Origin of the sequence: Nonomuraea recticatena (assembly GCF_039533245.1) — a bacterium.
GTDB lineage: Bacteria > Actinomycetota > Actinomycetes > Streptosporangiales > Streptosporangiaceae > Nonomuraea > Nonomuraea roseola.
Genome location: NZ_BAAATE010000026.1, coordinates 85680 through 112093, shown reverse-complemented (window position 1 = coordinate 112093; position 26414 = coordinate 85680). Strand labels below are relative to the sequence as shown.

Here is a 26414-nt window from a genome sequence, read left to right as displayed (position 1 = left end):
GCTCCGCCGTACCGTGCCAGGATGTCGGCACGCGAGGCGGGAGAGGCTCATGTGCGAGGATCCGATGCTGCCCGAGTCGGTCGCGGGCGCGCTGCGCGACTACGGCAGGCTGCTCGACCGGCACGGCATCACCTGGGGTGAGCCGGAGAACCACTACGTCAAGCTCTTCGGGGTGCGAGGGGTGCTGCCGCCCCAGCTCCTGGACAGGTTCTGGGGGCTGGCCTTCACCAGGCTCGCCGACCGCCATCCTGGCGCTTCGGTCATGGAGCTCGGCGCGCGGCTGGGCGAGCCCGACTACGACGAGCTGCTGCGCGACACGCTGGAGGGCAGGCTGCCCGGCTCGCTGGCCGCGCTGCGGATCACCGACGAGGGGGTGCGCCTGGAAGGCGCCCCCCGCACCACGCTGGGCGAGGCGCCCACGGTGTCGCTGCTGGTCGACTCCTGGCGCGACGGTCCCGTCAGGGTGGAGGCGGCAGGACGGCGGCGGGAGCTCAGGGCGGCGGGGGCGTGGCTGGTCGAGGTGCGTCCCGACAGCGAGCTGACCGTCGACGGCGTTCCCGTCTGCCTGCGCCGCCTGGTCAGGACCGTGCCCTCGGCCAGGCTCAGGCTGAGCGCGGGCCTGCCCTGCCGCTGGAGCGTCTTCGGCGCCGACGGGCAGGGCTGGTTCCCCGAGGGCGCGCCGCGCCGTCACGACTTCCACGGCCTGCCGTACTTCCACGGCGACGACCTCGTTCTCGACGTCCCTGCCGACACCCTCACCGTCACCGTCACCAGGGGCATGGAGTACGGCGAGGCGCTGACGGCCGTCACGCTCTCCCCCGGCCAGGAGCACACCGTACGGCTGACGCCGCGCCGCCGCTACGACGCGGCCGCGCGCGGCTGGTACGGCGGCGACCTCCACGTCCACCTGAACTGGGCAGGCGACCACGTCGCCACCCCCGCCGAGGCGGCGGCCGTCCAGCTCGGCGAGGACCTGCACGTGCTCAACCTGCTGGCCGGCAACGTCTCGGGCTCGCGCGTCTACGACCGCGACGCGCTCGAGCAGTGGATGGGCGCCGACCTGCCGTGGTCGGACGCCACGCACGTGGCGCGGATGGGCCTGGAGTACCGCAACGACCTGCTCGGCCACGTCTACGCCTTCGGCCAGGCCAAGCCGCCCGAACGCTTCCACACCGGGTTCGCGGGCGAGGCCGACTGGCCGCCCAACGCCGAGGCGCTGCGCGAGCTGCGCCGGTCGGGGGCGCTGCTCGGCTACAGCCACCCCTTCGGCCAGCCCGTGGCCGAGAGCGACCCGCCCAAGCGGCTCATGCGCCCCGTCGCCCGCAACTGCGCGGCGCGCGAGCTGGTCGCCGACGCCGCACTCGGCCTGGTCGACAGCCTCGACGTGCTCACCCACGCCGACATCGCCGCCACCGCCGTCGTCTACCGTCGCCTGCTCGGCGCGGGCAACCGCCTGGCCGTCACCGCGGGGACGGACACGATGCTCTCCTTCACCCGCCTCGACCGCCAGTCCAGCCCGCCCGGGTGGGCGCGCGTCTACGCCCGCGTGGACGGCCCGCTGAGCGCCGACTCCTTCGCCGAGGCCGTACGGCGGGGCAGGACCTTCGCCACCACCGGCCCGTGGCTGGAGCTGTCGGTCGAGGGACACGGGCCGGGAGCCGTGCTCGACCTGGAGCGCGGCGCCAGGGTGGAGGTCACCGCGCGCACCGAGGGGCCGACGGTGGAAGAGCTGCGCCTGCGGACGGCCGACGGCGTCGTCGCGGTCTCCGAGGGACCCGTGGTGAGCGCCTCGCTGGAGCCTGGCGAGGCCACCTACGTCCTGGCGGAGGCGGTGGGCGGGCCTTCGCCCGAGTCGATGACGGGCCTGACCTACGCGCTGACCAGCCCGGTCCACCTCGACGTGGAGGGGAGGCGGGTGGCGCGGCGCGAGGACGTGCTGTGGTGCCTGGAATGGCTGGAGGCGCTGGAGGGTCTGGTGCGCGGGCACGCGGTCCTGCACGCCCCCGGCCAGCTCGACGACCATCTCGCGCTCCTCGAGCGGGCCCGCGAGGTCTACCGCGCCAGGCTCAGCGGCGCTTGAAGGCCGACAGCAGGCGGTCGGCCGCCAGGGAAGGGGTGAGGGAGCCGTCGAGCACCTCGCGCTCGACCTCCCCTGCGATCGCCGCCACGTCGGGGTCGCCGCGCAGCTCGTCCAGCAGCCGGTCGCGCACCAGCGTCCAGGTCCATCCCACCTGCTGGCGGCGGCGCCTCTCGGCCAGGTCGATCCTGTCCTGGTGAGCCAGCACCTGCGCCCACACCTGCTCGATGCCCGCCCCCGTCAGCCCGCTGCAGGTCAGCACGGGCGGCGGAGGGCCTTCGGAGCGCAGCATGCGCAGCGCGCCGGCCAGCTCTCTCGCCGCCTTCCTCGCGGCCACCTCGAACTCGCCGTCGGCCTTGTTGACCGCGATGACGTCGGCGAGCTCCAGCACGCCCTTCTTGATGCCCTGCAGCTGGTCGCCGGTGCGGGCCAGGCTGAGCAGCAGGAAGGTGTCGACCATGTCGGCCACCGCGATCTCCGACTGGCCGACGCCGACGGTCTCGACGAGCACGGTGTCGTAGCCGGCGGCCTCGACGACGACCATCGCCTCCCTGGTGGCCTTGGCGACGCCGCCCAGCGTGCCCGAGGTGGGCGAGGGGCGGATGAAGGCGTTCGGGTCGGCCGCCAGGCGCGACATGCGCGTCTTGTCGCCGAGGATGCTGCCGCCCGTGCGCGTCGAGGACGGGTCGACGGCCAGCACCGCCACCCGGTGGCCGCGATCGGTCAGCAGGGTGCCGAGCGCGTCGATGAAGGTGGACTTGCCCACCCCGGGCACGCCCGAGATCCCCGCCCTGCGGGCCTGGCCCGCCAGCGGGGTGAGCTCGACGAGCAGCCGCTGGGCCAGCTCGGCGTGGTCGGCCCTGGTCGACTCGACCAGCGTGATCGCGCGGGCGATCCAGGCGCGGGAGCCCGACTTCACGCCGCTGACGTAGTCGTCGAGCGCTCTCAATGGCCCAACCGCGAGGACAGCTCGCGCACCAGGTCGAGGGCGGCGTCGGCGATCACCGTGCCCGGCGGGAAGATCGCGGAGGCGCCCGCCGCGCGCAGCTCCTCGAAGTCGCCGGGCGGGATCACGCCGCCGACGACGACCATGACGTCGTCCGCGCCCAGCTCGGCCAGCGCCTCGCGCAGCGAGGGAACGAGCGTGAGGTGACCCGCGGCCAGCGAGGAGACTCCGACGATGTGCACGTCGGCCTCCACCGCCTGCCGCGCCACCTCTTCGGGCGTCTGGAACAGCGGGCCGACGTCCACGTCGAAGCCGAGGTCGGCGAAGGCGGTGGCGATCACCTTCTGGCCGCGGTCGTGCCCGTCCTGGCCCATCTTGGCCACCAGGATGCGCGGGCGCCTGCCCTCGGCCTCGGCGAAGGCCGCGCACGCCTGCCGTACCTGCTCGATGCCCTTCACCGGGCCGGCCTCCTCGCGATACACCCCGGAGATGGTACGGATCTGCCCCGCGTGCCGGCCGAACACCTTCTCCAGCGCGTCGGAGATCTCGCCGACCGTGGCCTTGGCGCGGGCCGCCTCCACGGCGAGCGCGAGGAGGTTGTCGCCGCCCGCCGCGCCCTTGGTGAGGTTCTCCAGCGCCTGCCGTACGGCCTGCGGATCCCTGTCGGCGCGCAGGCGGCGCAGCTTGTCGAGCTGCTGGGCCCGCACCGCGCTGTTGTCGACCTTGAGCACCTCGATGGGCTCGTCGGCGACCGGCCGGTACTTGTTGACCCCGATGACCGGCTGCCTGCCCGAGTCGATGCGCGCCTGGGTGCGGGCGGCGGCCTCCTCGATGCGCAGCTTGGGCAGCCCCGCGTCGATCGCGCGGGCCATGCCGCCGGCCGCCTCGACCTCCTCGATGTGCTGCCACGCCTTCTCGGCCAGGTCGTGGGTGAGACGCTCGACGTAGTAGGAGCCGCCCCACGGGTCGATGACGCGCGTGGTGCCCGACTCCTGCTGCAGCAGCAGCTGGGTGTTGCGGGCGATGCGGGCGGAGAAGTCGGTGGGCAGCGCCAGCGCCTCGTCGAGCGCGTTGGTGTGCAGCGACTGGGTGTGACCCTGGGTGGCCGCCATCGCCTCGACGCAGGTGCGCACGACGTTGTTGTAGACGTCCTGGGCCGTCAGCGACCAGCCAGAGGTCTGCGAGTGGGTGCGCAGCGACAGCGACTTGGGGTTCTTCGCGCCGAACCCCGACACCAGCCGCGACCACAGCAGGCGGGCGGCGCGCAGCTTGGCGACCTCCATGAAGAAGTTCATCCCGATGCACCAGAAGAACGACAGCCTGGGGGCGAACCTGTCGAGGTCGAGCCCGGCGTTCACGCCCGCCCGCAGGTACTCCACGCCGTCGGCCAGCGTGTAGGCCAGCTCCAGGTCGCACGTGGCCCCCGCCTCCTGGATGTGGTACCCGGAGATCGAGATGGAGTTGAACTTCGGCATGTGCTCGCTGGTGTAGGCGAAGATGTCGGAGATGATCCGCATCGAGGGCCCTGGCGGGTAGATGTAGGTGTTGCGGACCATGAACTCCTTGAGGATGTCGTTCTGGATGGTCCCCGTCAGCTGCTCGGAGGAGACGCCCTGCTCCTCGGCGGCCACGATGTAGAGCGCGAGGATGGGCAGCACCGCGCCGTTCATGGTCATCGACACCGACATGCGGTCGAGGGGGATGCCGTCGAACAGCTGCCGCATGTCGTAGATGGAGTCGATCGCCACCCCCGCCATGCCGACGTCGCCCGCCACACGTGGATGGTCGGAGTCGTAGCCGCGGTGCGTGGCCAGGTCGAAGGCGACCGACAGGCCCTTCTGACCGGCCGCGAGGTTGCGCCGGTAGAAGGCGTTCGACTCCTCGGCGGTGGAGAAGCCCGCGTACTGCCTGATCGTCCACGGCTGGTTGACGTACATCGTCGGGTACGGCCCGCGCAGGTACGGCACCGCCCCCGGATACGTGCCGAGGAAGTCGAGACCTTCGAGATCGGCGGCCGTGTAGACCGGCTTGACCGCGATGCCCTCGGGCGTCTCCCACGGCTCGCCGTCCTGGGCGCCCGTGGAGGCGGAGGGCGAGGACAGGGGGATGTTCGTGAAGTCCGGGATCATCGAGCCACTCCCAGGTCGTCGAAGGTCGTGCGGAGGACTTCCAGCGCGTCGCAGCCCGCGTACAGGCGCGCGTCGACGCCCTCGTGGGTTCCCTTCCCCGCCAGCCAGACCTTTCTCGCTCCCGCGCGTCTGAGCGCCTGCGCCACGGGGGTGGCGTGCTCGGCGTACAGCTGGTCGCTGGAGCACAGGCAGGCCACGGCCGCGCCGCTGGCGGCGAAGGCGCTCGCGATCGCCTCGGGGTCGGTGCCGGGGCCCGAGGTGAGGGTGCGCAGGCCGCCCGCGTGGAAGAGGTTGGCCGCGAAGGCCGCCCTCGCGGTGTGCGCGGCGACCGGCCCGATGGTGGCAAGGAACACCGCCGGCCGTTCGGGCTGGGCGTCGGCGAGGTCGCGCAGCTCCTCGTACGGCCTGGCGTAGCGCTCCACCCTGCCGCCGGCCGGGCGGCGCACCGGGCGCTCGCCGGGGTTGGGGAACTCGCTCACGCCCGTGATCGGCAGGCGCCGGTGGGCGATGTCGTCCTCGCGCCTGGCCCGCGTCGCCGCGATGCGCGCCGACACCAGCCCCGAGGCCGCCAGGATGCCGCCGACCGCCTCGATCTCCTGGAACCACGACCAGGCCCGCTCGGCCAGCTCGGCCGTCAGCCGCTCGACGTACCAGGAGCCGCCCGCGGGATCGGCGACCTGCCCCACGCCCGCCTCCTCCAGCAGCAGCGCCTGGGTGTTGCGGGCCAGCCGCCGCGCGAGGCCGTCCGGCGCGCCCAGCGCGGCGTCGAAGGGCTGGACCGTCACCGCGTCGGCCCCTCCCACGCCCGCCGCGAAGCAGGCGAGGGTGGTCCTCAGCAGGTTCACGTGGGGGTCGCGCGCCGTCATCATCGCCGAGCTGGTCACCGCGTGCTGCACCTGCTCGCCGGCTCCCCCGCAGACCTCCGCCACCCGCGCCCACAGCAGCCGCGCCGCGCGCAGCTTGGCGATGGTGGCGAACTGGTCGGCGGTGGCGGCGTAGCGGAACTCCAGCTGGCCGAGCGCCTGCTCCACCGACAGCCCAGCCGCGGTCAGCGCCCGCAGATGGGCCACCCCGACGGCGAGGGTGCAGCCGAGCTCCTGCACGTCGGCGCCGCCCGCGTCGTGGTAGGGCAGGCCGTCCACGACGATGGCCCTCAGCCCCTCGTGCTCGGCCGCGCACCGCCTGGCCAGCGCCACGGCGTGGTCGCCGAGCCCCGCACCCAGGTTGCCCCTCACGCCGGCGCCGAGGCTGAGCAGCACGGCGGCGGCCTCCGCGGTGCGCTCCCCCGCCTCCAGCACCACGGGCGCCAGGTCGAGGTGGACGCCGCGCAGCGTCCGCTCGAGATCTCGCGGGGCGAGCGCCAGCCACAGCGAGGTGACGCCGTTCTCCAGGTCGGCGAGCACCGCCTCGTTGTCGGGGACGGCATGGCGCTGCCGCACGTCCCAGCCCCGGTGCGCGGGCCTGGGGCCGCGCAGCTCGGGCAGGTCGCCCGCGTCGTAGAGGGGGGCGAGGCGCACGCCGTCGTAGGTGTCGGTGGCCAGCGCGGCCTCGGGATCGGCGTCCACGCCGGACCTGCGCAGCACGCCGAGCGCCAGAGCCCGCCAGTCGTCGCGGGTAGTCGACGGAAAGTCCGCGGCCAGTCTCATGCCTTGGATGGTAAGCGGAGCCATACCAGAACATTGCTCCGGGGGGTGTCTCGCGCGCGGCCGCGGCTCAGGGCAGCGGCGCCTCCCAGCTCAGGCGCCAGGTGGTGGGACCCACGATCCCGTCGTCGGGAATGCCCTGGTTGCGCTGGAACCTGCGGCACACGTCGCGCGAGTCGGCCCCGTAGGCGCCGTCGACGCCGAGGCTCCAGCCCCGCTTCTTCATCTGCTTCTGCCACGTGCGGACGTCCTCTCCGTGCATCACGGGAGGGAACTTCAGCAGCCTGCCGGGGAAGGCGGGGGCCTGCGGCTGCGGCGGCGTCGGCGGCTCCTGCCCGCCAGGTCTGGGCGCGCCGCGCCTGATCCAGGCGTAGAGACGGTCACCAGGGCAGTCGGTGTTGAACCCGTCGCGGTGCCCCTTGATCTCGCGCCCCGCCCCGCCCTTGTCGCGCAGGTGCTGGATGGCGTCGAGGACGGCGTGCAGCACGCCGTCGGGCGGCACCGTCAGCCCCGCGTTGCCGACCAGCCCGAGCACCGCGTAGTGGCCGGAGTTGAGGCCCGCGCCGTTGGCGGCGGGCAGATGATGCAGCCCCCGCCCCTCGAACACCTTCCGATGCGGACAGGCAATATACGTGTTGCCGGTGAAGTACACGCTGCCCTGACGGCGGGCCAGCCAGCTCTGGTTCTCGGTACGCGGACACCAGATCTCGCCCGTGTAGATTTCCCGCGTGATGGAGAACGTCGAGCCCCGCAGCGCCGCGGAACGAGGGGCGAAGTGCTGCTTGCGCCGTATGTTGACCTGCCACATCTCGCTGGGACAGCTGTCGGTCGGCGGACGCATCCGAAGGGAGGCCCCGCTACCCGACAGGAGCACGGCGAACATGAAGGCCTCGGCGGCGGCCCTGCTCTTCTGCGCCAGCGCGTCCTCGCCCGCATTGTCGGCGGCCAGGGAGACCTCGATGAACAGGGACAACTGCGCCCTGGTCAGCGAGAGCAGGAACTCCTGGGCCGGGACCCGGTCAGGCGCGACCTCGAGCAGAAGCCGCCCCGCGTCCGCCGAGAGGCGGAACTCCGCCAGATGACGGTTGCGGCATTCACGCCACCTGGGCACGCCGTCGGTCTGGACGCCAAGGCGAGGAAACGCCTCGACCGGTGGGCCGAACACCGCACTCAGCGCCGCCCTGATCCGCGCGACATGGCCTGGATCGGAGGACATCGACTGATAGACCGCCACGCTGGTGGACGGGCGCGCGCCGCGAAGGCGCTTGATGTGCCCTTCGGTCCAGAACCAGGCGACGAGCTCGACGAACGCGTCGGACCACTTGGCCTCGACCGGTAGATCCGCACAGGGAGCCGCGATCGGGATGCGATCCCAGTAACCGAGTGTCTCCGTTGTCACCCAGAGACGCTCACGCTCGGTGACCGAGCGGGGAGCCGCGCCCGTGGGGAGCCACCTACCGTCGGGCCCCTTCTGCCGCGTGGTCCCTGTACGCCTGCGGAAACGCTCCACCGGCCAGCGGTGTTGCGGCGTGGTGAGCGAGGAGTGGCTGACGCCCTCCATCCTCACCATCTCCCGCTCCCTGCTCGGGAAGACGCACACCTCCAGGACCGGCTGCCACTGCGAGACGCCCAGCTCATGGTTGAGCGTGAGCGTGAGATCGCCCACCTGGAGCTCACGGTAGGACTTCCAGCCCTGCTGGGTGAGGATCTCCGTCTCCTCATCCACGCAGTAGCCGATGTCGATCCAGCCGTTGCCGTCCATGTGGAAGTTCTGGATCGACTGCACCAGGGCGACGCACTTGGCGTGGTCGCGCACGATGGCGGGGTCGACCCTGCCGCCTGTGTAGTGGACCTTGACTCCCCTGGTGGAGTCGAGCTGGGTGTAGCTGCCGCCGGGGGGACGGGCACGCCAGGCGCGGCGCGAGACGAGATCGATGGCCACGGCGAACTCCAGGACGGGGATGGTGACGACCGAGCGTAACGCGGAGTGTACGGACAGATCCCGGAATTATTGATTATTGGTCTGGTTACGGCCGGAACACTCGCCGGTCGGTGATGATCGCGGTGATCAGGTCGTGGGGCGTCACGTCGAACGCGGGGTTCAGGGCCCGCGTGCCCGCAGGCGCCAGCCGTACGCCTCGCACGCTCACGATCTCCTCCTCCGCCCTGTCCTCGATCTCGATGTGCTCGCCCGAGGGGGTGGAGAGGTCGATGGTCGTCTCGGGGGCGACCACGAAGAACGGCACGCCCGCGCGCTCCGCGCCCAGCGCGAGGGAGTAGGAGCCGACCTTGTTGGCCGTGTCGCCGTTGGCGGCGATCCTGTCCGCCCCGATCAGCACCGCGTCGATCCCTCCCCTGGCCAGCAGGGAGGGGCCCGCGGAGTCGGCGATCAGCCGGTACGGCGCGCCCATCCTGTCCAGCTCCCATGCGGTGAGCCGCGCGCCCTGCAGCAGCGGCCTGGTCTCCAGCGCCAGCACCTCGGCCAGCCTGCCGCGCTCGTGCAGGGTCTGGATGACGCCCAGCGCCGTGCCGCGTTCCACGGCCGCGAGCGCGCCGGTGTTGCAGATGGTCATGACGCGCAGGCTGTCGCCCTCTATCAGGTCGGCGCCGCGCCCGCCCATGGCCACGCAGGCGGCGATGTCCTCGTCGCGCAGCCGTTCGGCTCTGGCCAGCACCGCCTGCCTGCCCTCCTCCAGGTGCGCGGCGGCCTGGTCGACGCCCCACGCCAGGTTGACGGCGGTGGGCCTGGCCTCGCGCAGGCGCGCGATCGCCTTCCTGTCGCCGTCGGCCAGCGCGACGCCGAACGCCGCCGCCACCCCCAGGGCGGGAGCCCCCCGTACGGCGAGGCGCTGGATGGCCTCGATGAGCGCGTCCACGGTGGTGATGCGCAGCATGACCAGCTCGTCCGGCAGCAGCGTCTGGTCGACGAGCTCGATGGCTCCGTCGACCCAGTCGATCGTCCTCACACCGCGCACGCTACCGCCTCGTCCCGCTGCGGTCAGCGCGCGCGGAGTAGGGCGACGGTCAGCACGCCGGGGACCTGACCCCGGCGGCCAGCGGGCCGGAAGTGCCTCGGCGGTCAGCGCGCCGACCGTGCCGCGACGGTCAGCGCGCCCGTGGTCCCGCGACGGTCGCGCCCGGCGTCGCCCGGCCGTCAGCGCTCGGACAGCACGATCACCGAGTCGCCCTCGCCGAGCGTCAGAGGCTGCGACTTGCTCGGGTTCAGCACGACCCCGTAGTGCGGCGGCTGGTTGACGCCCGAGGCGAGGCGGTAGCCGATCGCCGTCTCGCCCCTGCGCCTGGCCGACTCGATGACCGTCGAGAAGGAGACCGGAACGTCCTTCGTGACGTAGGACGAGGCGGGCCTGGGGTAGATCTCCGATCCGCGCGAGTCGAACAGGTAGCTGAAGACGTCGGCCAGGTGCCTGTTCTCGGCGAGCTGGGCCAGCAGCAGGCCGATCACGGTGTCGCTGATGACGATGTCGTCGGCCTCGGTGACCTCGGCCAGCGAGCGGTTGTTCTCGTCGTGCATCTCGCTGACGATCGAGTAGCGCTCCCCCGCCACCGTCTGCATGTCCCGCAGCTGCAGGAGGGTCATGAGCGTGCGGGTGTCGGCGTGCTGGGGCTTGAACCTGTCGTCGGACAGAACGATCACGTGCTGGTAGAGGCCGACGCCGAGCGCCTCGAGCGCGTACCTGTCGGTGGTGTCGCACTCCTTGACGTTCACGGTGAGGTTGCGCAGGCCGTCGAGGCCCGTGCCCGCCTTGGGGTGGCCCGCCGCGATCTCCAGCACCGAGCCCGGCGCGACGTAGCCGTCAAGGTAGCGGACGATGTGCTCGGCGCGGGCGTTCCAGTTGAGGACCAGCGTGCGCTCGGGTTCCAGGGACGTGGCGGGCGCGACCGTGATGTCCTTCTCGGAGAAGGAGGCCTCCCCCTGGGCCAGGTGGATGAGAGAGTCGTCGTGGGCGATGACGACGACCTCGTCCTCGGCGGTGATGACGGTGTCCATGGGCGGGTTGAGCACCACGCCCCCCGCCCTGCGCAGGCCGATGACGGTGGCCGTCTGGTAGGCGTGCAGCGCTTCGCCGTACGAGCGGCCCGTCAGGGCGGCGTCGGAGCGCAGGTAGATCTCGCCGTCGTCGAAGTTGAGCAGGTCCATGCAGACCACGGACATGCCCGACTGCCTGGAGGACTGCACGATCAACCTGGAGGCGGTGTCGTCGGAGTCGACGAGGTGGACCTGGCTTCCTCCCGCGAGGCGGGCGGCGGCCAGGTTGCGGCTGGAGGTGAGCGAGGCGACGACGGGCGGGTGGTCGCCCGCGCGCTTGGCGAGGGCCAGCAGGATCTTGATGACGTGCGCGTCGGGGTCCTCGCCGTCAGGAGAGAGCACGACGATGGAGCGCGCCTTGTCGAGGTTCATCAGCCTCAGGTCGCCTGGCTCGGTGGGCCGTCCCGTGCGGCAGACCAGCCTGGTCCTGCCGGTGTCGCCGATGTGCTCCCTGATCTCCTCCTCCATGTCGAGCTTGTCGCGGTCGGCCAGCACGGCGATGACCGAGCCCCGCTGGCTGGCGTGCGCCTTCACCAGCTCCCCGATGATGGTGAAGACCTGGTCGGACCAGCCGAGCACGACGGTGTGACCGCTCTCGGCGATCCTCGACCGGCCCCGGCGCAGCCGGTCGATCTTCTGCTTGAGACCGTTGGACAGCAGGCCGACCAGGATGCTGACGATGAAGATGCCGGCCAGCGAGCCGACGAACATCACGGCGAGGAAGGCGGTGCTGCCCTTGTCGCTGGCGACCTTGCTCGGGGTCATCGCGTGCATCAGCGACAGCCAGAGCACCTCACCGAACCCCGCCCCCTCGGGCTCGTCGGTCAGCCAGGCGGTCAGGCCCGCCACCACCAGCACTAAACCCACCGAGACCAGTGCGAGCCACCCTATGAGCGAGGCGGTTCCCCTGGACATCGTGTTGTCGAACCAGTAACGCATGCGCTCGCGCAGAGACACGCTTACCTCCCCGTGAATGAACCTCGGCCAACGGCAAAAGGTACAGGTGCTTTCTGGCGACGAAAAATCATTGTCACGGGCGCCCGTACCCTTGTTCCGTGACCACCGCGAACCTGGCCTACGAAAGGCTCAAGCGCCGCATCGTCGAGGTGGAGCTGCGTCCTGGCGAACGGCTGATCGAGCGCGATCTGGCCGCCGAGCTCGAGGTCTCGCGCATCCCGCTGCGAGAGGCGCTGCGCCTGCTGGCGGCCGAGGGACTGGTGGTGCTGGTGCCGGGCAGGGGCGCGCTGGTCAGCCCGTTCACCCCCGACGACGTGCGCGACCTGTTCGACGTCCGCGAGAGCCTCGAGGCGCTGGCCGCGCGCCTGGCCGCCGAGCGCGCCGACGCCGAGGGTCTTGCCAGGCTGCGCGCATGCATGGAACGTGCCCGTGAGGCGATCGCGCGCGACGACAGGGCGGCGATCGCCGCCGCCAACGCCGACTTCCACCACGAGCTGGTGGCCATCTCGGGCAACGCGCTGCTGGCCGACCTGATGCGTCCGCTGGACGCGCGCCTGCACCGGCTCTTCAGGCTCACCTCCGACCGCGACCCCGGACGGCAGAGCGAGGAACACGCCGAGCTGTACGAGGCCATCGCGGCGGGCGACCCCGGCAGGGCGGCCGAGCACGCGCTGCGGCACGTCGCCGACGGCAGGCAGGACTCCCTGGCCGTGGCGCGCGGCTGGTCGGTGGAGAACATCGACCCCGTCCAAGCCACGCATTCCCGGCGCAGGGCTCGCTAATGTGGCGATGTGTTGGTCCCCCTCACCCCTGACGATCCGCTGGAGCTGGGCGAGTTCCGGCTTGCGGGCCGCCTGGGCGAGGGGGGTCAGGGCGTCGTCTACCTCGCCCACGACCGCATGGGCCGTCCCGTCGCGGTCTGGCGCTTCGGGACATACCGGCCCTGACGGTTTCTGTCGGTGGTGCCTGCCACGATCTGGCGGCATGACGACCGATCCCCTCACCCCGTTCCGATGGCTGCAGGGGCAGGACTGTCCCCTCGACGATATCTACTCCGTGGCCTTCATCCGCGGGCGAGATCCCGCCGAGGCGCTGCGCCGTTTCTGCTCCGGAGCGGGGAGGGAGATGAGCTTCGCTGAGCTGACCTCGGAGGTCGGCGACTTCGTCATGGTGACGGGTGGCGGAGAAGGCGGCGGTTACGTCGGGGTGGCGGCGGCGGGCGACTGGTGTGTGGCGGTCGAGCCGTCGGGCTGGTCGGCGGTGATCGACGAGAGGCTGGCGCGGCTGTCGGCGGGCTCGGAGGTCGTGTCCGTCATGCGGCACGACTACGCGGATGACCACTTCGCCTACGCGGTGGACGGCACCGTGATCACCAGCTTCGGGCTGGTGACGCCGGACGATCGCTATGGCGCCGACAAGGACCGGCTCAACCACCTCATGCGCGAGGTCGGCCTGCCCCCTGATGACACTGAGGACGACGACGAGTGGGAAGCCAGGCTTGACGACCTGGCGCAGCACGGCCTGGCGCGGGCATTCGCGCTGGCGGCCCGACTCACCGGCGTGACGTTCACCGCCGGTCTGCTGGACGGGCCGCTGCTCGCAGGCCCGATCGCCGACACCTAGCGGGGGAAGATGACGCCGACCCTGGCGGAGATTCGGCGTTCCCGACACCGACTGGGACAGCAGCCATCAGCAGCACATCATCGAGCTCGCCGACGAACTGGAGGAGTTGGACGCCGCGCTGCTGGCCGAACTCGACCTGGTCGTCCGGGCCCGGCAGCTGCGCGCCCGCCGCGCGCTGTGGTGGAACGTGGCAGCTAAGTGGCGAAGGGTGACCGGCACGCTCCTTTGCCCCTCGCCGTAGCTTGAGGAGTTCCGGGCCATCCACCGTTCCGATGCATGGCGGTGCAACCCGGTCTGGCTCACACTGGTCGACAAGGCGTACCTGATCGCCGATTACCCCCATTCGAATGAGCCGCAGACCCCAGTGGAGTGATCAGTGCGCGTGACGCTCGCATTAGCGGCCTCAGCCGTATTTCTCCTAGCCATCTGGGCCGCCGTTTTCCCGATGAGAGGCGGCGACGAGCTGGGCGGGCCTAACAGCCAGATCGGCGCGCAATTGTCCTCTGACGGCACAGTTTTCTTGAGCGTTCGCGACATCGACCTGCGCGCACGTCAGGCGACCGTCAGTGCGGACCTGCGGCTGCGGCTACCCGACGTGGACGAAGAGGCTCTCGGGACGATGAGAGTCTGGTCGGGCGCCACTGGCGTCGCCAGATCGGGCATCACCACGCAGACGGTTTCCACTCAGATCCGCTTGCGTGACATGTACGCCGTGTTCGCGCCGCTGCCGGATTTCAAGGTGCCGCTCACGGGCTCCATGACCGCCTACCCGCACGACCGCTACTCCGCCAGGTTCCAGATCGAGATCACCGTCTCCGACGGCGTCGAACTGCCACCGCTGCCCGACGGGACGAAGCGGATGTCGCCGCGGACGCTCATGCTCTTCATCTCCACCATCAAACTTGACGACAACCTGAGCGACTGGACGCTCCCGCGCCTGGGCGACAACGCGCACAGCTACTACGTGGACACCGGAGGCAAGGTCGAAGGCACCCGGCCCGACAGCAACGTGGTTCACCGGCTACGCCTGGACACGGCCATCCAGGTCGACCTCGCCCGCCGCCCGAACGCGCTCGCCTTCGTGTACGCCATCCTGGCGACCCCTGTCCTGCTCGTACTCGCCCTCGCGCTGCGCCAACAGAGCAAGAACACCAGTCCCTTGGAGCTGGCGGCCGCTCTGCTGGCGGTCATTTCCCTGCGTCAGGTCCTGGTTCCGTCAGACATTTCAGGCTTCACCATTCTGGACAAGGTGCTGGGGATCGAGGTGGCGTTCATCACCGCCGTGACGCTCTACGCTTACGCGCGCGAAGACTGATCGCAGCCTTCAGACCCCGGCCGCCAGCCGGATCAGCCGCCCACACCGGCCAAAGGCGTTCCGTGGTTTCGTCACAGACCGGGCAGTGTTGAGCAACCTCGGACCGGTAGAGCGGCGCTCCGATTCCTCCCGGCACCGCTCGCCCGTCGCCTGAAACGCTTGAAGGTCCTGCCGTAGGCGCCCCACAGCATCAACCACCCCGGCGAGGTCGCGGTGAGCTGCGCGGCCTCGCCGTGGCGGTCGGGCCTGGTGTCCACCCCGGGCGGCGGCATCGATCCGCTGTGAGGCGTCGCCGTCCGGGCCGTACCTCGGTGTGTGGTCATGCTTGGCTCGCCGCCGGGCCCGGCTCTGCGGGTGAGGTGCCGGCGCGACGTGCCTGGGCTCGGCCTCGTCGAGCAGAGCGGCGACCTGCGCAGGAGCTGAGGCGTCAGCCGCCCGCCGTGGCGAGGGCCTGGTCGCCGAAGGCCGCCGCCACGGATCCCGCCACGGAGGCGGGCAGCAGAGGGAGCGCCTCGCGGACGGCCTCGGCGCCCATGGGAGAGAAGCGGTCGCTGTGCCTGACCGCCGTCCTGGCCGCCCTGCACTGCACGTCCCACGAGCCGCACGCGAACGCCAGCCCCAGCGCGGGCGCGAGAGCGTCGAGGTCGTCGAGCTCGTCGGCGGCCTCGTCCAGCCACCGCAGCCCCGCCGTGGCCAGCTTGCGCTCGGGTCGGGACAGCAGGGCGCCCAGCGCCTCGGCGACGTCGCCCTCGGGCAGGTCGCCGAGGCGGCGCAGGTGCCTGAGCGCCAGCTCGGCGACAGGGCCTGGCGCCGAGGGCAGCAGGCGCACGTAGTCGCGGGCGCGGGCGGCCACCTCGTCGTAGGCGGGTTCGATCAGGTCGTGCAGGCGGGCGAAGAAGCGCAGGTCGATGGCGGTGCCACCGCGCAGGAAGCGGCGGAGGCAGCCGTCGAGCAGCATCTCGCGGCTGACCGTGCCCTCGCTCTCCAGCACGCGGAGCGTGGCCAGCCAGGTGCCCGCGGTCAGGGGTGCGGCCTTCTCGTGCCGCAGCGCCCTGCCCACTCCCTCGGCCTCGAAGAGGCGTGGCAGCAGGACGGGAAGCAGGGGGTCATCGCGCAGCGCCCGCGCGGTCGGGGCGCCCGAGGCCCAGGCGACGACCAGGGGGTCGTGCTCGGGTGGGGTGACGCCGTTGGCGCGCAGCAGCTCCAACGCCAGGCGCAGGTTGCGGTTGCGGGCGTTGCGGGCGCGCCTGACCAGCCTGGCGGCGACGTCGGCCTGCCACGCGGCGGGCCTGACCGACAGCACCTGGAGCAGGGGTTCGAGGTCGTCGGCCTGTTCGGTCCACGGTTCGAGGTCGCGCCTGTTGAGCCAGGCCACGACCGCGGCGGGCCCGCCGAGCGTGCCGGCTCCTGCGACCCGCATGAGCTCCATCCAGGCGACCTCGTCGCCCCATTCCTCTTCCTCGTGCCAGAGCCGCCGACCGGGCCGCCAGTGCGCCTCCCACTCGTGGTCGCGGCGCTCCTGTGTCCAGCCTCGCCTGTCGGCCTCGCGCTGGAACAGCGCCCAGCGCTCCTGCGAGCGCCGTTCGACGGAGTCGCGGCGGGTCCGCTCCCTGGCCTGGAGCCTGGCCTCCGCCTGGGCGCGGGCGGCGGAGATGTGGCCGGGCAGCGCGGCGGCCACCTCGCGGCGGCCCGCGTCGTCGAGCGCCGCCACGCAGGCGGCGAGGCGGGTGACGCCGTCGGTGGCGAGCACGGCCCGCACCGACTCCCACGCGCTCACGCGGTCGCCTCGACGGCCGCGCGGGCGGCGGAGCGCGGGTGATGGGGCGTGCCCCCCGAGGCGGGGAGCGGTAAGCGTTCAAGGGCAGGAGTGGGGGGCACCGCGTTCGTCATGGCGGCGACGATAGAGATCGACTCCGACAGAACCGAGTACGTAAACCATCCGATGCGCCTGCGTCCGGCCTCCACCACAATCGGCCAGGTGATATCCCGTGTCGCCCTCCAGCCGATCACGCCGGGCGAGCGCGGCTCCCGCGGCTATCACGACCCCTTCGGCCATGGCGCGGCCGTCTGGGACTACACCAGATGGACCAGCGAGGAGATCGAGCTCGGCTTCCCCGCGGCGGAGCTGGTGCCCTCGTGGACGGCGCGCACGCCACCGGGCAGCTGGCTGGAGGTCGAGCTGCGGGGCAGGACCGCCGACGGCCGCCGCACCCGCTGGTACGTCATGGGCAGGTGGGCGGAGACCTGCGCCGACATCCACCGCACGTCGCTGCCTGGCCAGGGCGACGAGGACGGCGACGTCGCCGTCGACACCCTGCTCGCCAGGCGTCCCCTGCTCGCCTTCCAGGTGAGGATCACCCTGTACGGCGTCGGCGCGAGCGTCGGCTCGGTCAGCGTGATGGCCTCGGCCCCGCCAGGCCCTGTGCGCTCCACGCCTCCCGGCAAGGCGAGCGGCGTCGAGCTGGCCGTGCCGGCGCTGTCGCAGCGCGTGCACGCGGGCCACTACCCGCAGTGGGACGGCGGCGGCGGTTCCTGGTGCAGCCCCTCGTCGGTGACGATGGTGCTCGGCTTCTGGGGCAGGGGGCCCTCGGCCGCGGAGCTGGCGTGGGTCGAGCCCGCCGATCCGTGCCCCGCCGTCGACCACGCCGCCCGCGACACCTACGACCACAGCTACCAGGGGTGCGGCAACTGGCCCTTCAGTGTCGCCTACGCCGGGCGCTACGGCCTGACCGGCTTCGTGACGCGCCTGCGCTCCCTGGCGGAGCTGGAGTCCTTCGTCGCCGCGGGGATCCCCGTCATCACCTCGCAGTCGTTCAGGGAGCACGAGCTGCCGGGGGCCGGCTACTCCACGACCGGTCACATCATGGTCGTGGCCGGGTTCACCGCGCAGGGCGACGTGATCGCCAACGACCCTGCGACCGAAGGGGTCCGGCGGATCTACCCGAGGGCGGCGTTCGAGAACGTCTGGCTGCGGGGCGCGGGAAGCGGGGGCATCGTCTACGTCCTTCACCCTCCGGAGGTCCCCCTCCCCGAGTCCGACGGCAACTGGTGAGTCATGAGCATTGAACCGGCCGATGTGGCGCGGGTGGACGAGCGGCCCGGCTGGGTCGAGGCGGTGCGGACCCCCGCGGGGGTCGAGGTGTGGTGGGACGAGCCACGCCCCGCCGAGGGCGGGCGCAGGTGCGTGGTGCGCAGGCTCCCCGACGGCTCGCGCGCCGACGCGCTGCCCGAGGGGTGGAACGCGCGCAACAGGCTCGTGGAGTACGGCGGCCGGGCCTGGCGCCCGCTGCCGGACGGCGGCCTGGTGTTCACCGAGTGGTCCGACCGGCGCGTCTACCTGCTCGGCGCGGAAGGGCCGCGCGCCCTCACCCCCGAGAGCGAGTGCGCCTACGGCGACCTGTACCTGCCGCCGGGGCGCGAGGAGGTCTGGGCGGTCCGCCAGAGCGGCCGTCGCAGAGAGCTGGTGGCCGTCCCGCTGTCGGGCGGCGACGTGCGGGTGATCGTCGAAGCCCAGCGCTTCCTGGTCAACCCGCGCCTGTCCCCCGGCGGTGACCAGGTGGCCTGGATCGGCTGGGACCACCCGAACATGCCGTGGGACGGCACGGAGCTGTGCGTGGCCCCGCTCCTGCCGTCCGGGAGCGCGGGGCCGTACCGGGTCGTGGCCGGCGGGCCCGCCGAGTCGGTCATCCAGGCCGAGTGGCGCGACGACGGAGCGCTCTACGCGCTCACCGACCCGACCGGCTGGTGGAACCTCCATCTCGTGCCGCTCGACGGCTCGCCCACGCGCAACCTCACCCCGCTGAACCGGGAGTTCGGCGACGCGCCGTGGAAGCCGGGCCAGACGTGGTTCGCGGTGAGCGGCTCGCGTGTCGCGCTGGTGCACGGGCCGCCGGGCGAGCGCAGGCTCGGCGTGCTGGAGGGCGGGGAGCTCAGAGACCTGGGCGGCGAGGCGACGGCGTGGCTGGCGTCGCTGTCGTACGCGGGCGGCAGGGTGGCGGGGGTGTCCGCCTCGCCGTACACGCCGTTCGAGGTGACGCTGGTCGATCTGGACAGCGGCGCGCGCACGCCGCTGTCGGAGCCGAGGACGCTGCCGCCCGCGCACCTGCTGCCCACGCCCGAGGCGGTGACGATCGAGGGCGTCCACGCCCTGGTGTGGCCGCCCGCGGGGCAGGCGGGGCCCGCGCCCTACGTGATGTTCGCGCACGGCGGGCCGACCGGCTCCTACCCGCTGGCGCTCGACCTCGAGATCGCCTACTTCACCAGCAGGGGCATCGGGGTCGCCCAGGTCAACTACGGCGGCTCCACCGGGTACGGCAGGGCCTACCGCGAGCGCCTGCGCCACCAGTGGGGCGTCGTGGACGTGCAGGACTGCGCCAGGGTCGCGCGCGGGCTGGTCGCCACGGGCGCCGCCGACGCCGCCCGGCTGGCGATCAGGGGTGGCAGCGCGGGCGGCTGGACCACGGTCGCCGCCCTGACCTCCAGCGACGTCTTCGCCGCCGGGGTGGCCCACTACGCGATCACCGACCCGGAGAGCTGGGCCGCGGAGACGCACGACTTCGAGTCGCACTACCTCGAAGGACTTGTCGGGCCGCTCCCCGAGACGCGGCGGCGCTACCTCGACAGGTCGCCGCTGCTGCACGCCCACCGGGCCTCGGGCCCCTGCCTGATGCTGCACGGCCTGGAGGACGCGATCGTCGACGTCGGCCAGGCGGAGCGTTTCGTCAGCGAGCTGGACAGACACGGCAAAGAGTGCGCGTTGCTGACGTTTCCCGGCGAGCAGCACGGCTGGCGAAGGCAGGAGACTATCGTCGCGGTCCTCGAAGCCGAATTGGCCTTCTACGAGAAAATTTTCTGGGGATGATGTGAAGAGCGTTGCCGAGATCTGCTCCGATCTGATCAGATTCGACACCACCAACCCGGGCTCGGGCGAGCGTCCCGCCGCTGAGTACGTCGCCACGCTGCTGGCCGACGCGGGGCTTCAGCCCGAGGTCTTCGAGTCCGCGCCGCACCGCACCACGGTCGTGGCCAGGTTCGAGGGCGACTCCTCCGACGCCCTGCTCATCCACGGCCACCTCGACGTGGTGCCCGCCGACCCCGCCGAGTGGGAGCTGCACCCCTTCTCCGGTGAGATCGTCGACGACTGCGTGTACGGCAGGGGCGCGGTCGACATGAAGGGCTCGTGCGCGATGACCCTCGCCACCGTGCTCGGCATGCGGGCCAGGGGGCTGCGGCCCAAGCGTGACCTGGTGCTGGCCTTCCTGGCCGACGAGGAGGCGACCGGCGACTACGGTTCGCGTCACGCCGTCACCGAGCACCGCGACCTGTTCGACGGCGTCACCCAGGCGATCAGCGAGTCGGGCGGGTTCAGCGTCACCTCGGGCCCCTCGCGCGTCTACCCGATCGCGGTGGGCGAGCGCGGCACCTCGTGGATGAAGCTCACCGCCCACGGCGTGGCGGGTCACGGCTCCAGGCCCGCCGTCGACAACCCGGTCGCCACGCTGGCGCACGCGCTGTCGCGGGTGGCATCCCACCAGTGGCCGGTACGGCTGACGCCGTCGGTCGCCGCGCTCCTGCGCAGCCTGTCGGAGATCACCGGCCAGCCGATCGACCTGGAGCGGCTCGACGACGAGGCCGACAGGCTCGGCGCGCTCGGCACTCTGTTCGAGGGGCAGATCCGCAACTCGGCCAACCCGACGATGCTGTCGGCGGGCTACAAGGTCAACGTCGTGCCCTCCAGCGCCGAGGCGCACGTCGACGGGCGTTACCTGCCCGGGCTGCAGGAGGAGTTCCTGTCGACCATCGACGAGCTGCTCGGCCCCAAGATCACCCGTGAGTTCGTCAACCTCGAGGACGCGCCCTCCGCGCTCTACCCCTCCTCCTTCTTCGACGAGCTCGGCGCGGCGCTCGTGGCCGAGGACCCGCTGGCCAGGCCGGTGCCGTACGTGATGAGCGGCGGCACGGACGCCAAGTCGTTCGCCAGGATCGGGATCGAGGGGTACGGCTTCGCGCCGCTGATGCTGAGGCCCGACCTCGACTACTTCGGCATGTTCCACGGCAAGGACGAGCGCGTGCCGGTGGAGGGCCTGGAGTTCGGCACCAGGGTGCTGACCCGGCTGCTCACCCATCCGTAACGAGCTGCCCTCCTCCACGGAAAATCGGACATCTCGCCCAATTGAATACAGAACGTGGTGATAGCATCACATACTGTGACTACTCCAAAACGTGTAGAGATCGGCTGGCCCGCACTGGGCATCGCCGTGACCGCCGAGCTGGATGACCGCAACGCCGCTCTGGCGCAGAGCCTGTGGGACGCCATGCCGTACCGCAGCCTTCAGGGGCACGCCCTCGTGGCGGGCCATCACCTCTACCATGTGGCCCCTGTCCACAGCCTGCTGTACCAGGCAGCCACCTACAAGGTGGAGGACAGGCGCTACGAGCCGGACGGCACCATCTTCGCCTCCCGCCTCCAGCACCTCGGCATCAAGTACGGGGAGCTCACCGAACCCATGCCGGCCATCCCGATCGGCCGCGTCGTCCCCGACGACGTGGACTCGCTCGCGGAGGCCGGAAGGGCGGTGTGGGAGGCGGTGTACACGACCAAGAAGCCCGTCATCGCCGAAGTGCGCCGCGCGGGCGAGAACAACGGCCACAGCCTGCCGCGCCTGACCGTGACGGATCCCGAGGCCGACGCGCTGATCGGTGATCTGCACGCCGAGACCGAGCGGATCTGGCTGGAGGCGCCACAGGAGCTCGTCGACCTGCACGAGGGTCGCATCCCCTCGTGCGCGGGCAGCTACGAGACGGTCCTGACCACCCTGCTGTTCGTCAACGGCGAGACCCGTCCGCTGGGCTACGCCGCCTACGGCGGGCTGGTGCGGGCCGCCTACGAGGACGTGCCGCTGGATTCGCTGCGCCAGATGGCCCGCATCCTCACCTCGACACCCGCCGAGTTCCTCGCCTACTGCGGTCTGGAGAAGGTCTGGTACTTCACCAGAAGGACCCTCGACTGCATCGACAGGATCGACAACAGGGACGACTTCGCCGCGCTCATGGCGCACATGACGCTCTATCTCAACTGCCTGGGCGGGTGGAACCTCCACCTGTTCCCCTGGCAGCTGGGCGACCACCTGCGCCGCGTGAGCGCACCCGCATGAGCGCGGACGCGCAGGTCGTGGTCGTCGGCGGCGGGGTGATCGGCCTGTCGATCGCCTTCCACCTCGCGGAGGCGGGGGTCGAGACCCTGCTGCTGGAACGCGACGCGCTCGGATCGGGCGCGTCGCGGGCCACGGCCGACGTGGTGCGCTCCTACTTCGCGGGCAACCCGGTGAGCTCGGCGCTGGCCGTGCGCAGCCTCGCGGCCTACCACGACTTTCCCGAACGGCCCGGCCTCGACCTGCCGCTGCGGCAGGTCGGTTACCTGGTGCTGTTCACCGAGCGCGAGCAGGTCGCGGCCATCGAGGCCGACCTGCCCGCGCAGCGGGCCGCGGGCGTCGAGGTCGAACTGGTCGGCGCCGACGAGGCACGGGCGCTCAACCAGCTCGTCGGCGACGACCTGCCGCTGCTGGCCGCCGCCTGGTCGCCGGATGCCTACATCTCGGACACCGCCGCGATCGTCGGCGGTTACGCGCAGGCGGCCAGGCGGGCCGGCGCGGACCTTCGCACCGGCACGCCCGTCACGGCCGTCGACGCGGAGACCGGCACGGTGCGAACCGCCGACGGCGTGATCACGGCGGAGGCCGTCGTGTGCGCCGCGGGCGCATGGTCGGCGGAGCTGACCCGCTCGGCGGGCGTCGACCTGCCGCTCACCGAGCCCGTCGTCCAGGAGCTGCTGACGACCGACAGGCTGCCTACCGCGCCCGACATCCCCGTCACGCTGCACGCCGCCAGCGGCCTGCTGGTCAGGCTGCGCGGGGACCGGCTGCTGATCGGCATGGGCTATCCGGACGCCGACCGGCAGGCCTGGCGCGCCCGCGTGGCCGACAGGCTCGCCGCCGTCTATCCGAGCATGGCCGGGGTGGAGCTGCACACGGCGGTCACGGGCGTCCGCGACGCCAGTCCCGACCGCACCGCGTTCATCGGCCACCGCCCAGGCCCTCCCGCGTTCCTGTACGCGGCGGGCTTCTCCGGGCACGGCCTGTGCAACGCTCCCGCGGCCGGTGAGCTGGTCCGTGACCTCTACCTCGGCAAGGATCCAGGACTCGACGCGGCCGCGCTGTCGGCCACGCCGGAGAGGGTGAGGTGAGCATGGAGACCGAACGCACCGCGTTCGTGCTCGATCCCGCCAGTCATGACGTGCATGCCGACAGCGCGCGGCTACGGGAGGCGGGAGCGCTGGTCCCCGTCGAGGTGGAGGGGGTGCGCGCGTGGGCGGCCACCAGGCACGCCACCCTGGCGGCCGTGCTGGCCCACCCCGACCTGTCCAGGGACGTCCGCCACTGGGATCCGGAGGCGAGGGCCGCCGCCCCGCCGAACACCGCGATCAGCAAGATCGCCTCGGACCGGTCGATGCTGAACGCGGAGGGCGAGGAGCACCTCAGGCTGCGCTCTCCGCTGTCCAGGTCGTTCACCGCCAGGCGGGTGCAGGGGCTGCGGCCCAGGATCGCCGAGCTCGCGGCCGGGCTGGTCGACCACCTGGCGACGCTGCCGCCCGGACCTGTCGACCTGCGGCTCGAGTACGCCTACCCGCTGCCGCGCGACGTCATCTCCGAGCTGATGGGCGTTCCCGAGTCGCTGCGCGACAGGCTCCACGAGCTCACCGACGTGGCGGCCAGGGTCGGCGACGGGCCCGACGACGTCAGCTCCTCACGCGCCGAGCTGTACGACCTGCTGGAGGAGGTCATCGAGGTGCGGCGGCGCACCCCCGGCGAGGACCTGATCACCGATCTGATCGTGACCAGGGAGCAGGACGGCGAGCGGCTCACCGAGTACGAGCTCCTCGACACCGTCGAGCTGCTGTTCATCGCCGGGCACGTGACGACGGTCAACCTCATCACCAACGGGGCGCGTGTCCTGCTGACCCATCCCGACCAGCTCGCCATGGTCCGCTCGGGGGCGCGGCCGTGGAGCGCCGCGGTCGAGGAGACCCTGCGATGGGACTCCCCGATCGCGCACTTCCCGATGCGCTACGCCGTCAGGGACCTCGAGATCGAAGGGGTCATGCTGCGCAAGGGCGAGGCGGTGCTGGGCTGCTTCGCCTCGGCGGGCCGCGACCCCGACGAGTACGGCGAGCGGGCCGAGCGGTTCGACGTGACCGCTCCCCCGCCCAGCCACCTGTCCTTCGGGCACGGCCCGCACTTCTGCCTGGGCGCGCCGCTGGCCAGGCTGGAGGCGGAGGTGGCGCTGGCCACGCTGTTCGAGGCCTTCCCCGACCTGACGCTCGCCGACAGGGGCGAGGGCCGGCGGCCGCTCGGCACGGTGCTGGGCAACAGCGCCAGGAACCTGCCCGTGCTGCTCGGAAGGAGGGCGGGATGAGCCTCGGATCGAGCCTGCTCCAAGGGGTGCGCGCGGCGGGACCTCGCGAGGTGCTGGTGTGCGGGCCTCGCCGCCTGACCGGCGACGACGTGCTGGCGATGGTGGCGGGCGCGGTGTCCGCGCTGCACGCCAGGGGCGTGCGGCAGGGCGACCCGATCGCCGTCATGTACGGCAGGCAGCCCGAGTCGACCGTCGCCAGGCTCGTGACGCTCGCGCTCGGCTGCCCCGTCGTCAAGCTGCTGCCGGGGCTTCCCACGCGGGTGGCGGCCGAGACGCTGCGCGCGCTCGGCGGCTCGGTCCTGCTGCACGAGCCGTGCCGCCAGGACGACGCCGACGAGCTGCTCGACGCCTGCCATCTGCCCATCGAGTACCGGCTCGACGCCGACCTGTTCGGCACGCCGCACTGCGGCCTGGTCGAGGCGCAGGGCAGAGCGCCAGACGCGCTGTCGTCGGTGACGTTCACCAACGGCACCACCGGCGAGTGCAAGCCCGTCGCCTACAGCGAGCGCGCCGAGGCGGCCCAGCTGGCCGCGGCCAGGTCGATGTTCGGCCCCGCGCCCTGGCGCTTCCAGGTGCCGCCCGGCCACTTCCTGCCCAACCAGATGGCGCTGTGGACGCTGAGCACGGGCGGCACCGCCGTACTGCTGAGCGACTCCGAGCTCGGCCGCGAGGCCGAGGTGGCCGTCAGGGAGCGCGTCACCCACATGATGTCCGGCAGGCCGTTCGAGCTCTACGCCCTCGCCGGCGCGCTCGCCACGGCGAGGGCCTCGGGAGCGGACCAGCTTCGCCTGGTGATCTACGGCGGGGCGCCTGCCGTGGCGGCGAGAAGCGCGGAGGCGATCGAGGCGATCGGGCCCATGGCGCTGCAGTGCTACGGGCTGACCGAGGGCGGCTTCGTCTCCGCCCTTCAGCCCGACGCCCACCTGCGTCCCGAACTGCTGTCCTCCGTGGGAAGGCCGGTGCGGGGCGTGGAGGTGCGCGTGCGCGACCAGGACGGCGCCGACCTGCCCACGGGCGAGGTCGGGGAGGTCTGGGTGCGCTCGCCGCAGCTCATGACCGGATACGTGGGCGACGCGGTGCGCACCGCCAGGGCGCTGCGCGACGGCTGGCTGCGCACCGGCGACCTCGGCCGCCTCGACGCCGAGGGCTACCTGTTCCTGGTCGACCGGGTGGAGGAGCGGCTGGCGCCCGGCGTCTACGCCCGCCCGATCGAGAACGTCCTGACCGGCCATCCCGCCGTGGCGGACGCGGCCGTCTTCGCCCTGCCGGACGGGAGCGGGCAGGTGCCGGCCGGCGTGGTGGTGCGCAGGGACGGCCACGAGGTGGACCTCGAGGCGCTGCGCGCGCTGGTCCGCCGCGAGCTCGGCGCGCCGTGCGAGCCGCGGCGCCTGTGGCTGGTCGACGAGTTGCCCCGCACGCCCGGCGGCAAGCCCGACAAGGCGGGGCTGCGCTCCCGCTACCGGCTGGTCGAGGAGGAGGCGCGCGAGGAGCGGACGGCCGCTGTCACGTGAGCGGGCGTCCGGGCTCCTACACCCCGAAGGCCGCCAGCGTTCCCCAGGTCGTCGCCACGCCCACCAGGGCGCCCGCGGCGACCTGGGCGGCCGTGTGGTGGGCGAGGCGGACGCGGGCCCAGCAGACCAGCGCCACCAGCGCCCCACCCGTCAGGACGGTCGCCACGGGCGGCAGCACGTGCGCGAGCACCACCACGGTCCCCGCCGACACCGCGGCGTGGAAGGAGATCTTCCATCGCAGGGTCACAGGGACGGTCACCGCGAGCGCGGCCAGCATCGCGGTGACGGTGGCGACGAGCAGCGTGGGCGCGCCGAGCGCGACCAGCAGGACCAGTGCGACGAGCACCGCGCCGACCGCCGCGAGCAGCGGCCCCGTACGGCGGGCCCTGTCGACCAGGTGACGGGAGTCGAGCCGTCCCGAGCGCACGCCCAGCGCGATGACGGTGGCGGGGACGCCGCCGCACAGCGCCGAGGCCAGCAGGCCCCATGCCGCGCCCCTCCAGCCCTGGGCGAGCAGCCCGACCACCGGCGGCATGGCGATCACCAGCACCTGGGGGGCGAACACCTCGGTCAGCCACCCCGCCATCCTGTTCCTCACCGGCGGACCGCCGCGTCTCGGCTCATGGGTCACCAACCTGCCACGAGCCCGGCGCGGGAGGCAATCGGGCCAGACGATCTTCTTCCACCCCGGGGA

The 26414-nt window shown here is 72.2% G+C and carries 20 protein-coding genes; 12 read left to right on the top strand and 8 right to left on the bottom strand.

All coding sequences use genetic code 11. The features are described from left to right. Positions 1 to 49: 49 nt before the first annotated feature. A complete protein-coding gene (locus ABFX50_RS36570) occupies positions 50 to 2080 on the top strand; it encodes a CehA/McbA family metallohydrolase (protein WP_346153029.1) in 2031 nt (676 codons plus the stop codon). Here ABFX50_RS36570 and meaB read toward each other — a convergent pair. From meaB to ABFX50_RS36540, 6 genes are all read right to left on the bottom strand, one after another. Then, the gene (gene meaB, locus ABFX50_RS36565) at positions 2067 to 3026 is read right to left on the bottom strand and encodes a methylmalonyl Co-A mutase-associated GTPase MeaB (protein ID WP_346121297.1); all 960 of its coding nucleotides are present in this window, start codon (positions 3024 to 3026) and stop codon (positions 2067 to 2069) included. The two genes, ABFX50_RS36570 and meaB, sit on opposite strands and share 14 nt — an antisense overlap. Then, on the bottom strand, positions 3023 to 5152 hold the full coding sequence (gene scpA / locus ABFX50_RS36560) for a methylmalonyl-CoA mutase (protein WP_346153027.1): 2130 nt from the start codon (positions 5150 to 5152) through the stop codon (positions 3023 to 3025). Before scpA ends, meaB begins: the two co-directional genes overlap by 4 nt. Further along, the gene (locus tag ABFX50_RS36555; RefSeq protein WP_346153025.1) at positions 5149 to 6798 is read right to left on the bottom strand and encodes a methylmalonyl-CoA mutase subunit beta; all 1650 of its coding nucleotides are present in this window, start codon (positions 6796 to 6798) and stop codon (positions 5149 to 5151) included. Before ABFX50_RS36555 ends, scpA begins: the two co-directional genes overlap by 4 nt. Positions 6799 to 6865: 67 nt before the next feature. Further along, a complete protein-coding gene (locus ABFX50_RS36550) occupies positions 6866 to 8737 on the bottom strand; it encodes a peptidoglycan-binding protein (protein ID WP_346153023.1) in 1872 nt (623 codons plus the stop codon). Between the two features lie 85 nt (positions 8738 to 8822). Next, complete coding sequence (gene mtnA, locus ABFX50_RS36545) at positions 8823 to 9761, bottom strand: S-methyl-5-thioribose-1-phosphate isomerase (protein ID WP_346153022.1); 939 nt, start codon at positions 9759 to 9761, stop codon at positions 8823 to 8825. A gap of 188 nt (positions 9762 to 9949) precedes the next feature. Then, positions 9950 to 11782 (bottom strand): CASTOR/POLLUX-related putative ion channel, encoded by a 1833-nt coding sequence (locus ABFX50_RS36540; RefSeq protein WP_428834719.1) that lies wholly within the window; start codon positions 11780 to 11782, stop codon positions 9950 to 9952. Between the two features lie 116 nt (positions 11783 to 11898). Between ABFX50_RS36540 and ABFX50_RS36535 the strand changes: the two genes are divergently transcribed. From ABFX50_RS36535 to ABFX50_RS36520, 4 genes are all read left to right on the top strand, one after another. Beyond that, positions 11899 to 12582, top strand: coding sequence for a GntR family transcriptional regulator (locus ABFX50_RS36535; protein ID WP_346153018.1), 684 nt, complete (start codon positions 11899 to 11901; stop codon positions 12580 to 12582). Positions 12583 to 12591: 9 nt separating this feature from the next. Further along, positions 12592 to 12747: a hypothetical protein gene (locus tag ABFX50_RS36530; protein WP_346153017.1), complete on the top strand. Its 156-nt coding sequence runs from the start codon at positions 12592 to 12594 to the stop codon at positions 12745 to 12747. Between the two features lie 37 nt (positions 12748 to 12784). Next, positions 12785 to 13423 (top strand): DUF6461 domain-containing protein, encoded by a 639-nt coding sequence (locus ABFX50_RS36525; protein ID WP_346153015.1) that lies wholly within the window; start codon positions 12785 to 12787, stop codon positions 13421 to 13423. A 376-nt stretch (positions 13424 to 13799) separates the two neighbouring features. Next, positions 13800 to 14738 (top strand): hypothetical protein, encoded by a 939-nt coding sequence (locus tag ABFX50_RS36520; protein WP_346153014.1) that lies wholly within the window; start codon positions 13800 to 13802, stop codon positions 14736 to 14738. Positions 14739 to 15165: 427 nt separating this feature from the next. Here the strand turns inward: ABFX50_RS36520 and ABFX50_RS36515 are convergent, their stop codons facing one another. Beyond that, positions 15166 to 16515 (bottom strand): hypothetical protein, encoded by a 1350-nt coding sequence (locus ABFX50_RS36515; protein WP_346153012.1) that lies wholly within the window; start codon positions 16513 to 16515, stop codon positions 15166 to 15168. A gap of 201 nt (positions 16516 to 16716) precedes the next feature. Between ABFX50_RS36515 and ABFX50_RS36510 the strand changes: the two genes are divergently transcribed. The 7 genes from ABFX50_RS36510 to ABFX50_RS36480 all read left to right on the top strand — a co-directional run bounded on the left by ABFX50_RS36510 (position 16717) and on the right by ABFX50_RS36480 (position 25720). Beyond that, the gene (locus ABFX50_RS36510) at positions 16717 to 17790 is read left to right on the top strand and encodes a C39 family peptidase (RefSeq protein WP_346153010.1); all 1074 of its coding nucleotides are present in this window, start codon (positions 16717 to 16719) and stop codon (positions 17788 to 17790) included. 3 nt (positions 17791 to 17793) lie between these two features. Continuing rightward, on the top strand, positions 17794 to 19599 hold the full coding sequence (locus ABFX50_RS36505) for a S9 family peptidase (RefSeq protein ID WP_346153008.1): 1806 nt from the start codon (positions 17794 to 17796) through the stop codon (positions 19597 to 19599). A gap of 1 nt (position 19600) precedes the next feature. Beyond that, the gene (locus tag ABFX50_RS36500; RefSeq protein ID WP_346153006.1) at positions 19601 to 20869 is read left to right on the top strand and encodes a M20/M25/M40 family metallo-hydrolase; all 1269 of its coding nucleotides are present in this window, start codon (positions 19601 to 19603) and stop codon (positions 20867 to 20869) included. A 75-nt stretch (positions 20870 to 20944) separates the two neighbouring features. Beyond that, positions 20945 to 21892 (top strand): cucumopine synthase-related protein, encoded by a 948-nt coding sequence (locus tag ABFX50_RS36495; protein ID WP_346153004.1) that lies wholly within the window; start codon positions 20945 to 20947, stop codon positions 21890 to 21892. Further along, complete coding sequence (locus ABFX50_RS36490; RefSeq protein WP_346153002.1) at positions 21889 to 22980, top strand: NAD(P)/FAD-dependent oxidoreductase; 1092 nt, start codon at positions 21889 to 21891, stop codon at positions 22978 to 22980. Before ABFX50_RS36495 ends, ABFX50_RS36490 begins: the two co-directional genes overlap by 4 nt. Before the next feature lie 2 nt (positions 22981 to 22982). Further along, entirely contained in the window at positions 22983 to 24209 is a 1227-nt protein-coding gene (locus ABFX50_RS36485; RefSeq protein ID WP_346153000.1) for a cytochrome P450 family protein, read from the top strand. Continuing rightward, entirely contained in the window at positions 24206 to 25720 is a 1515-nt protein-coding gene (locus tag ABFX50_RS36480) for a class I adenylate-forming enzyme family protein (protein ID WP_346152998.1), read from the top strand. Before ABFX50_RS36485 ends, ABFX50_RS36480 begins: the two co-directional genes overlap by 4 nt. Before the next feature lie 16 nt (positions 25721 to 25736). Here the strand turns inward: ABFX50_RS36480 and ABFX50_RS36475 are convergent, their stop codons facing one another. Continuing rightward, positions 25737 to 26306 carry a hypothetical protein gene (locus tag ABFX50_RS36475; protein WP_346152996.1) on the bottom strand — a complete coding sequence of 190 codons (570 nt, stop codon included), beginning with the start codon at positions 26304 to 26306 and terminating at the stop codon, positions 25737 to 25739. Positions 26307 to 26414 lie beyond the last annotated feature (108 nt).

Excerpts from the sequence above, each read along its gene's own strand:
- ABFX50_RS36570 (WP_346153029.1), top strand. The coding sequence starts at position 50 with ATGTGCGAGGATCCGATGCTGCCCGAGTCGGTCGCGGGCGCGCTGCGC.
- scpA (WP_346153027.1), bottom strand. The coding sequence starts at position 5,152 with ATGATCCCGGACTTCACGAACATCCCCCTGTCCTCGCCCTCCGCCTCC.
- ABFX50_RS36555 (WP_346153025.1), bottom strand. The coding sequence starts at position 6,798 with ATGAGACTGGCCGCGGACTTTCCGTCGACTACCCGCGACGACTGGCGG.
- ABFX50_RS36540 (WP_428834719.1), bottom strand. The coding sequence starts at position 11,782 with ATGCGTTACTGGTTCGACAACACGATGTCCAGGGGAACCGCCTCGCTC.
- ABFX50_RS36525 (WP_346153015.1), top strand. The coding sequence starts at position 12,785 with ATGACGACCGATCCCCTCACCCCGTTCCGATGGCTGCAGGGGCAGGAC.
- ABFX50_RS36505 (WP_346153008.1), top strand. The coding sequence starts at position 17,794 with ATGAGCATTGAACCGGCCGATGTGGCGCGGGTGGACGAGCGGCCCGGC.
- ABFX50_RS36490 (WP_346153002.1), top strand. The coding sequence starts at position 21,889 with ATGAGCGCGGACGCGCAGGTCGTGGTCGTCGGCGGCGGGGTGATCGGC.
- ABFX50_RS36485 (WP_346153000.1), top strand. The coding sequence starts at position 22,983 with ATGGAGACCGAACGCACCGCGTTCGTGCTCGATCCCGCCAGTCATGAC.
- ABFX50_RS36480 (WP_346152998.1), top strand. The coding sequence starts at position 24,206 with ATGAGCCTCGGATCGAGCCTGCTCCAAGGGGTGCGCGCGGCGGGACCT.
- ABFX50_RS36475 (WP_346152996.1), bottom strand. The coding sequence starts at position 26,306 with ATGGCGGGGTGGCTGACCGAGGTGTTCGCCCCCCAGGTGCTGGTGATC.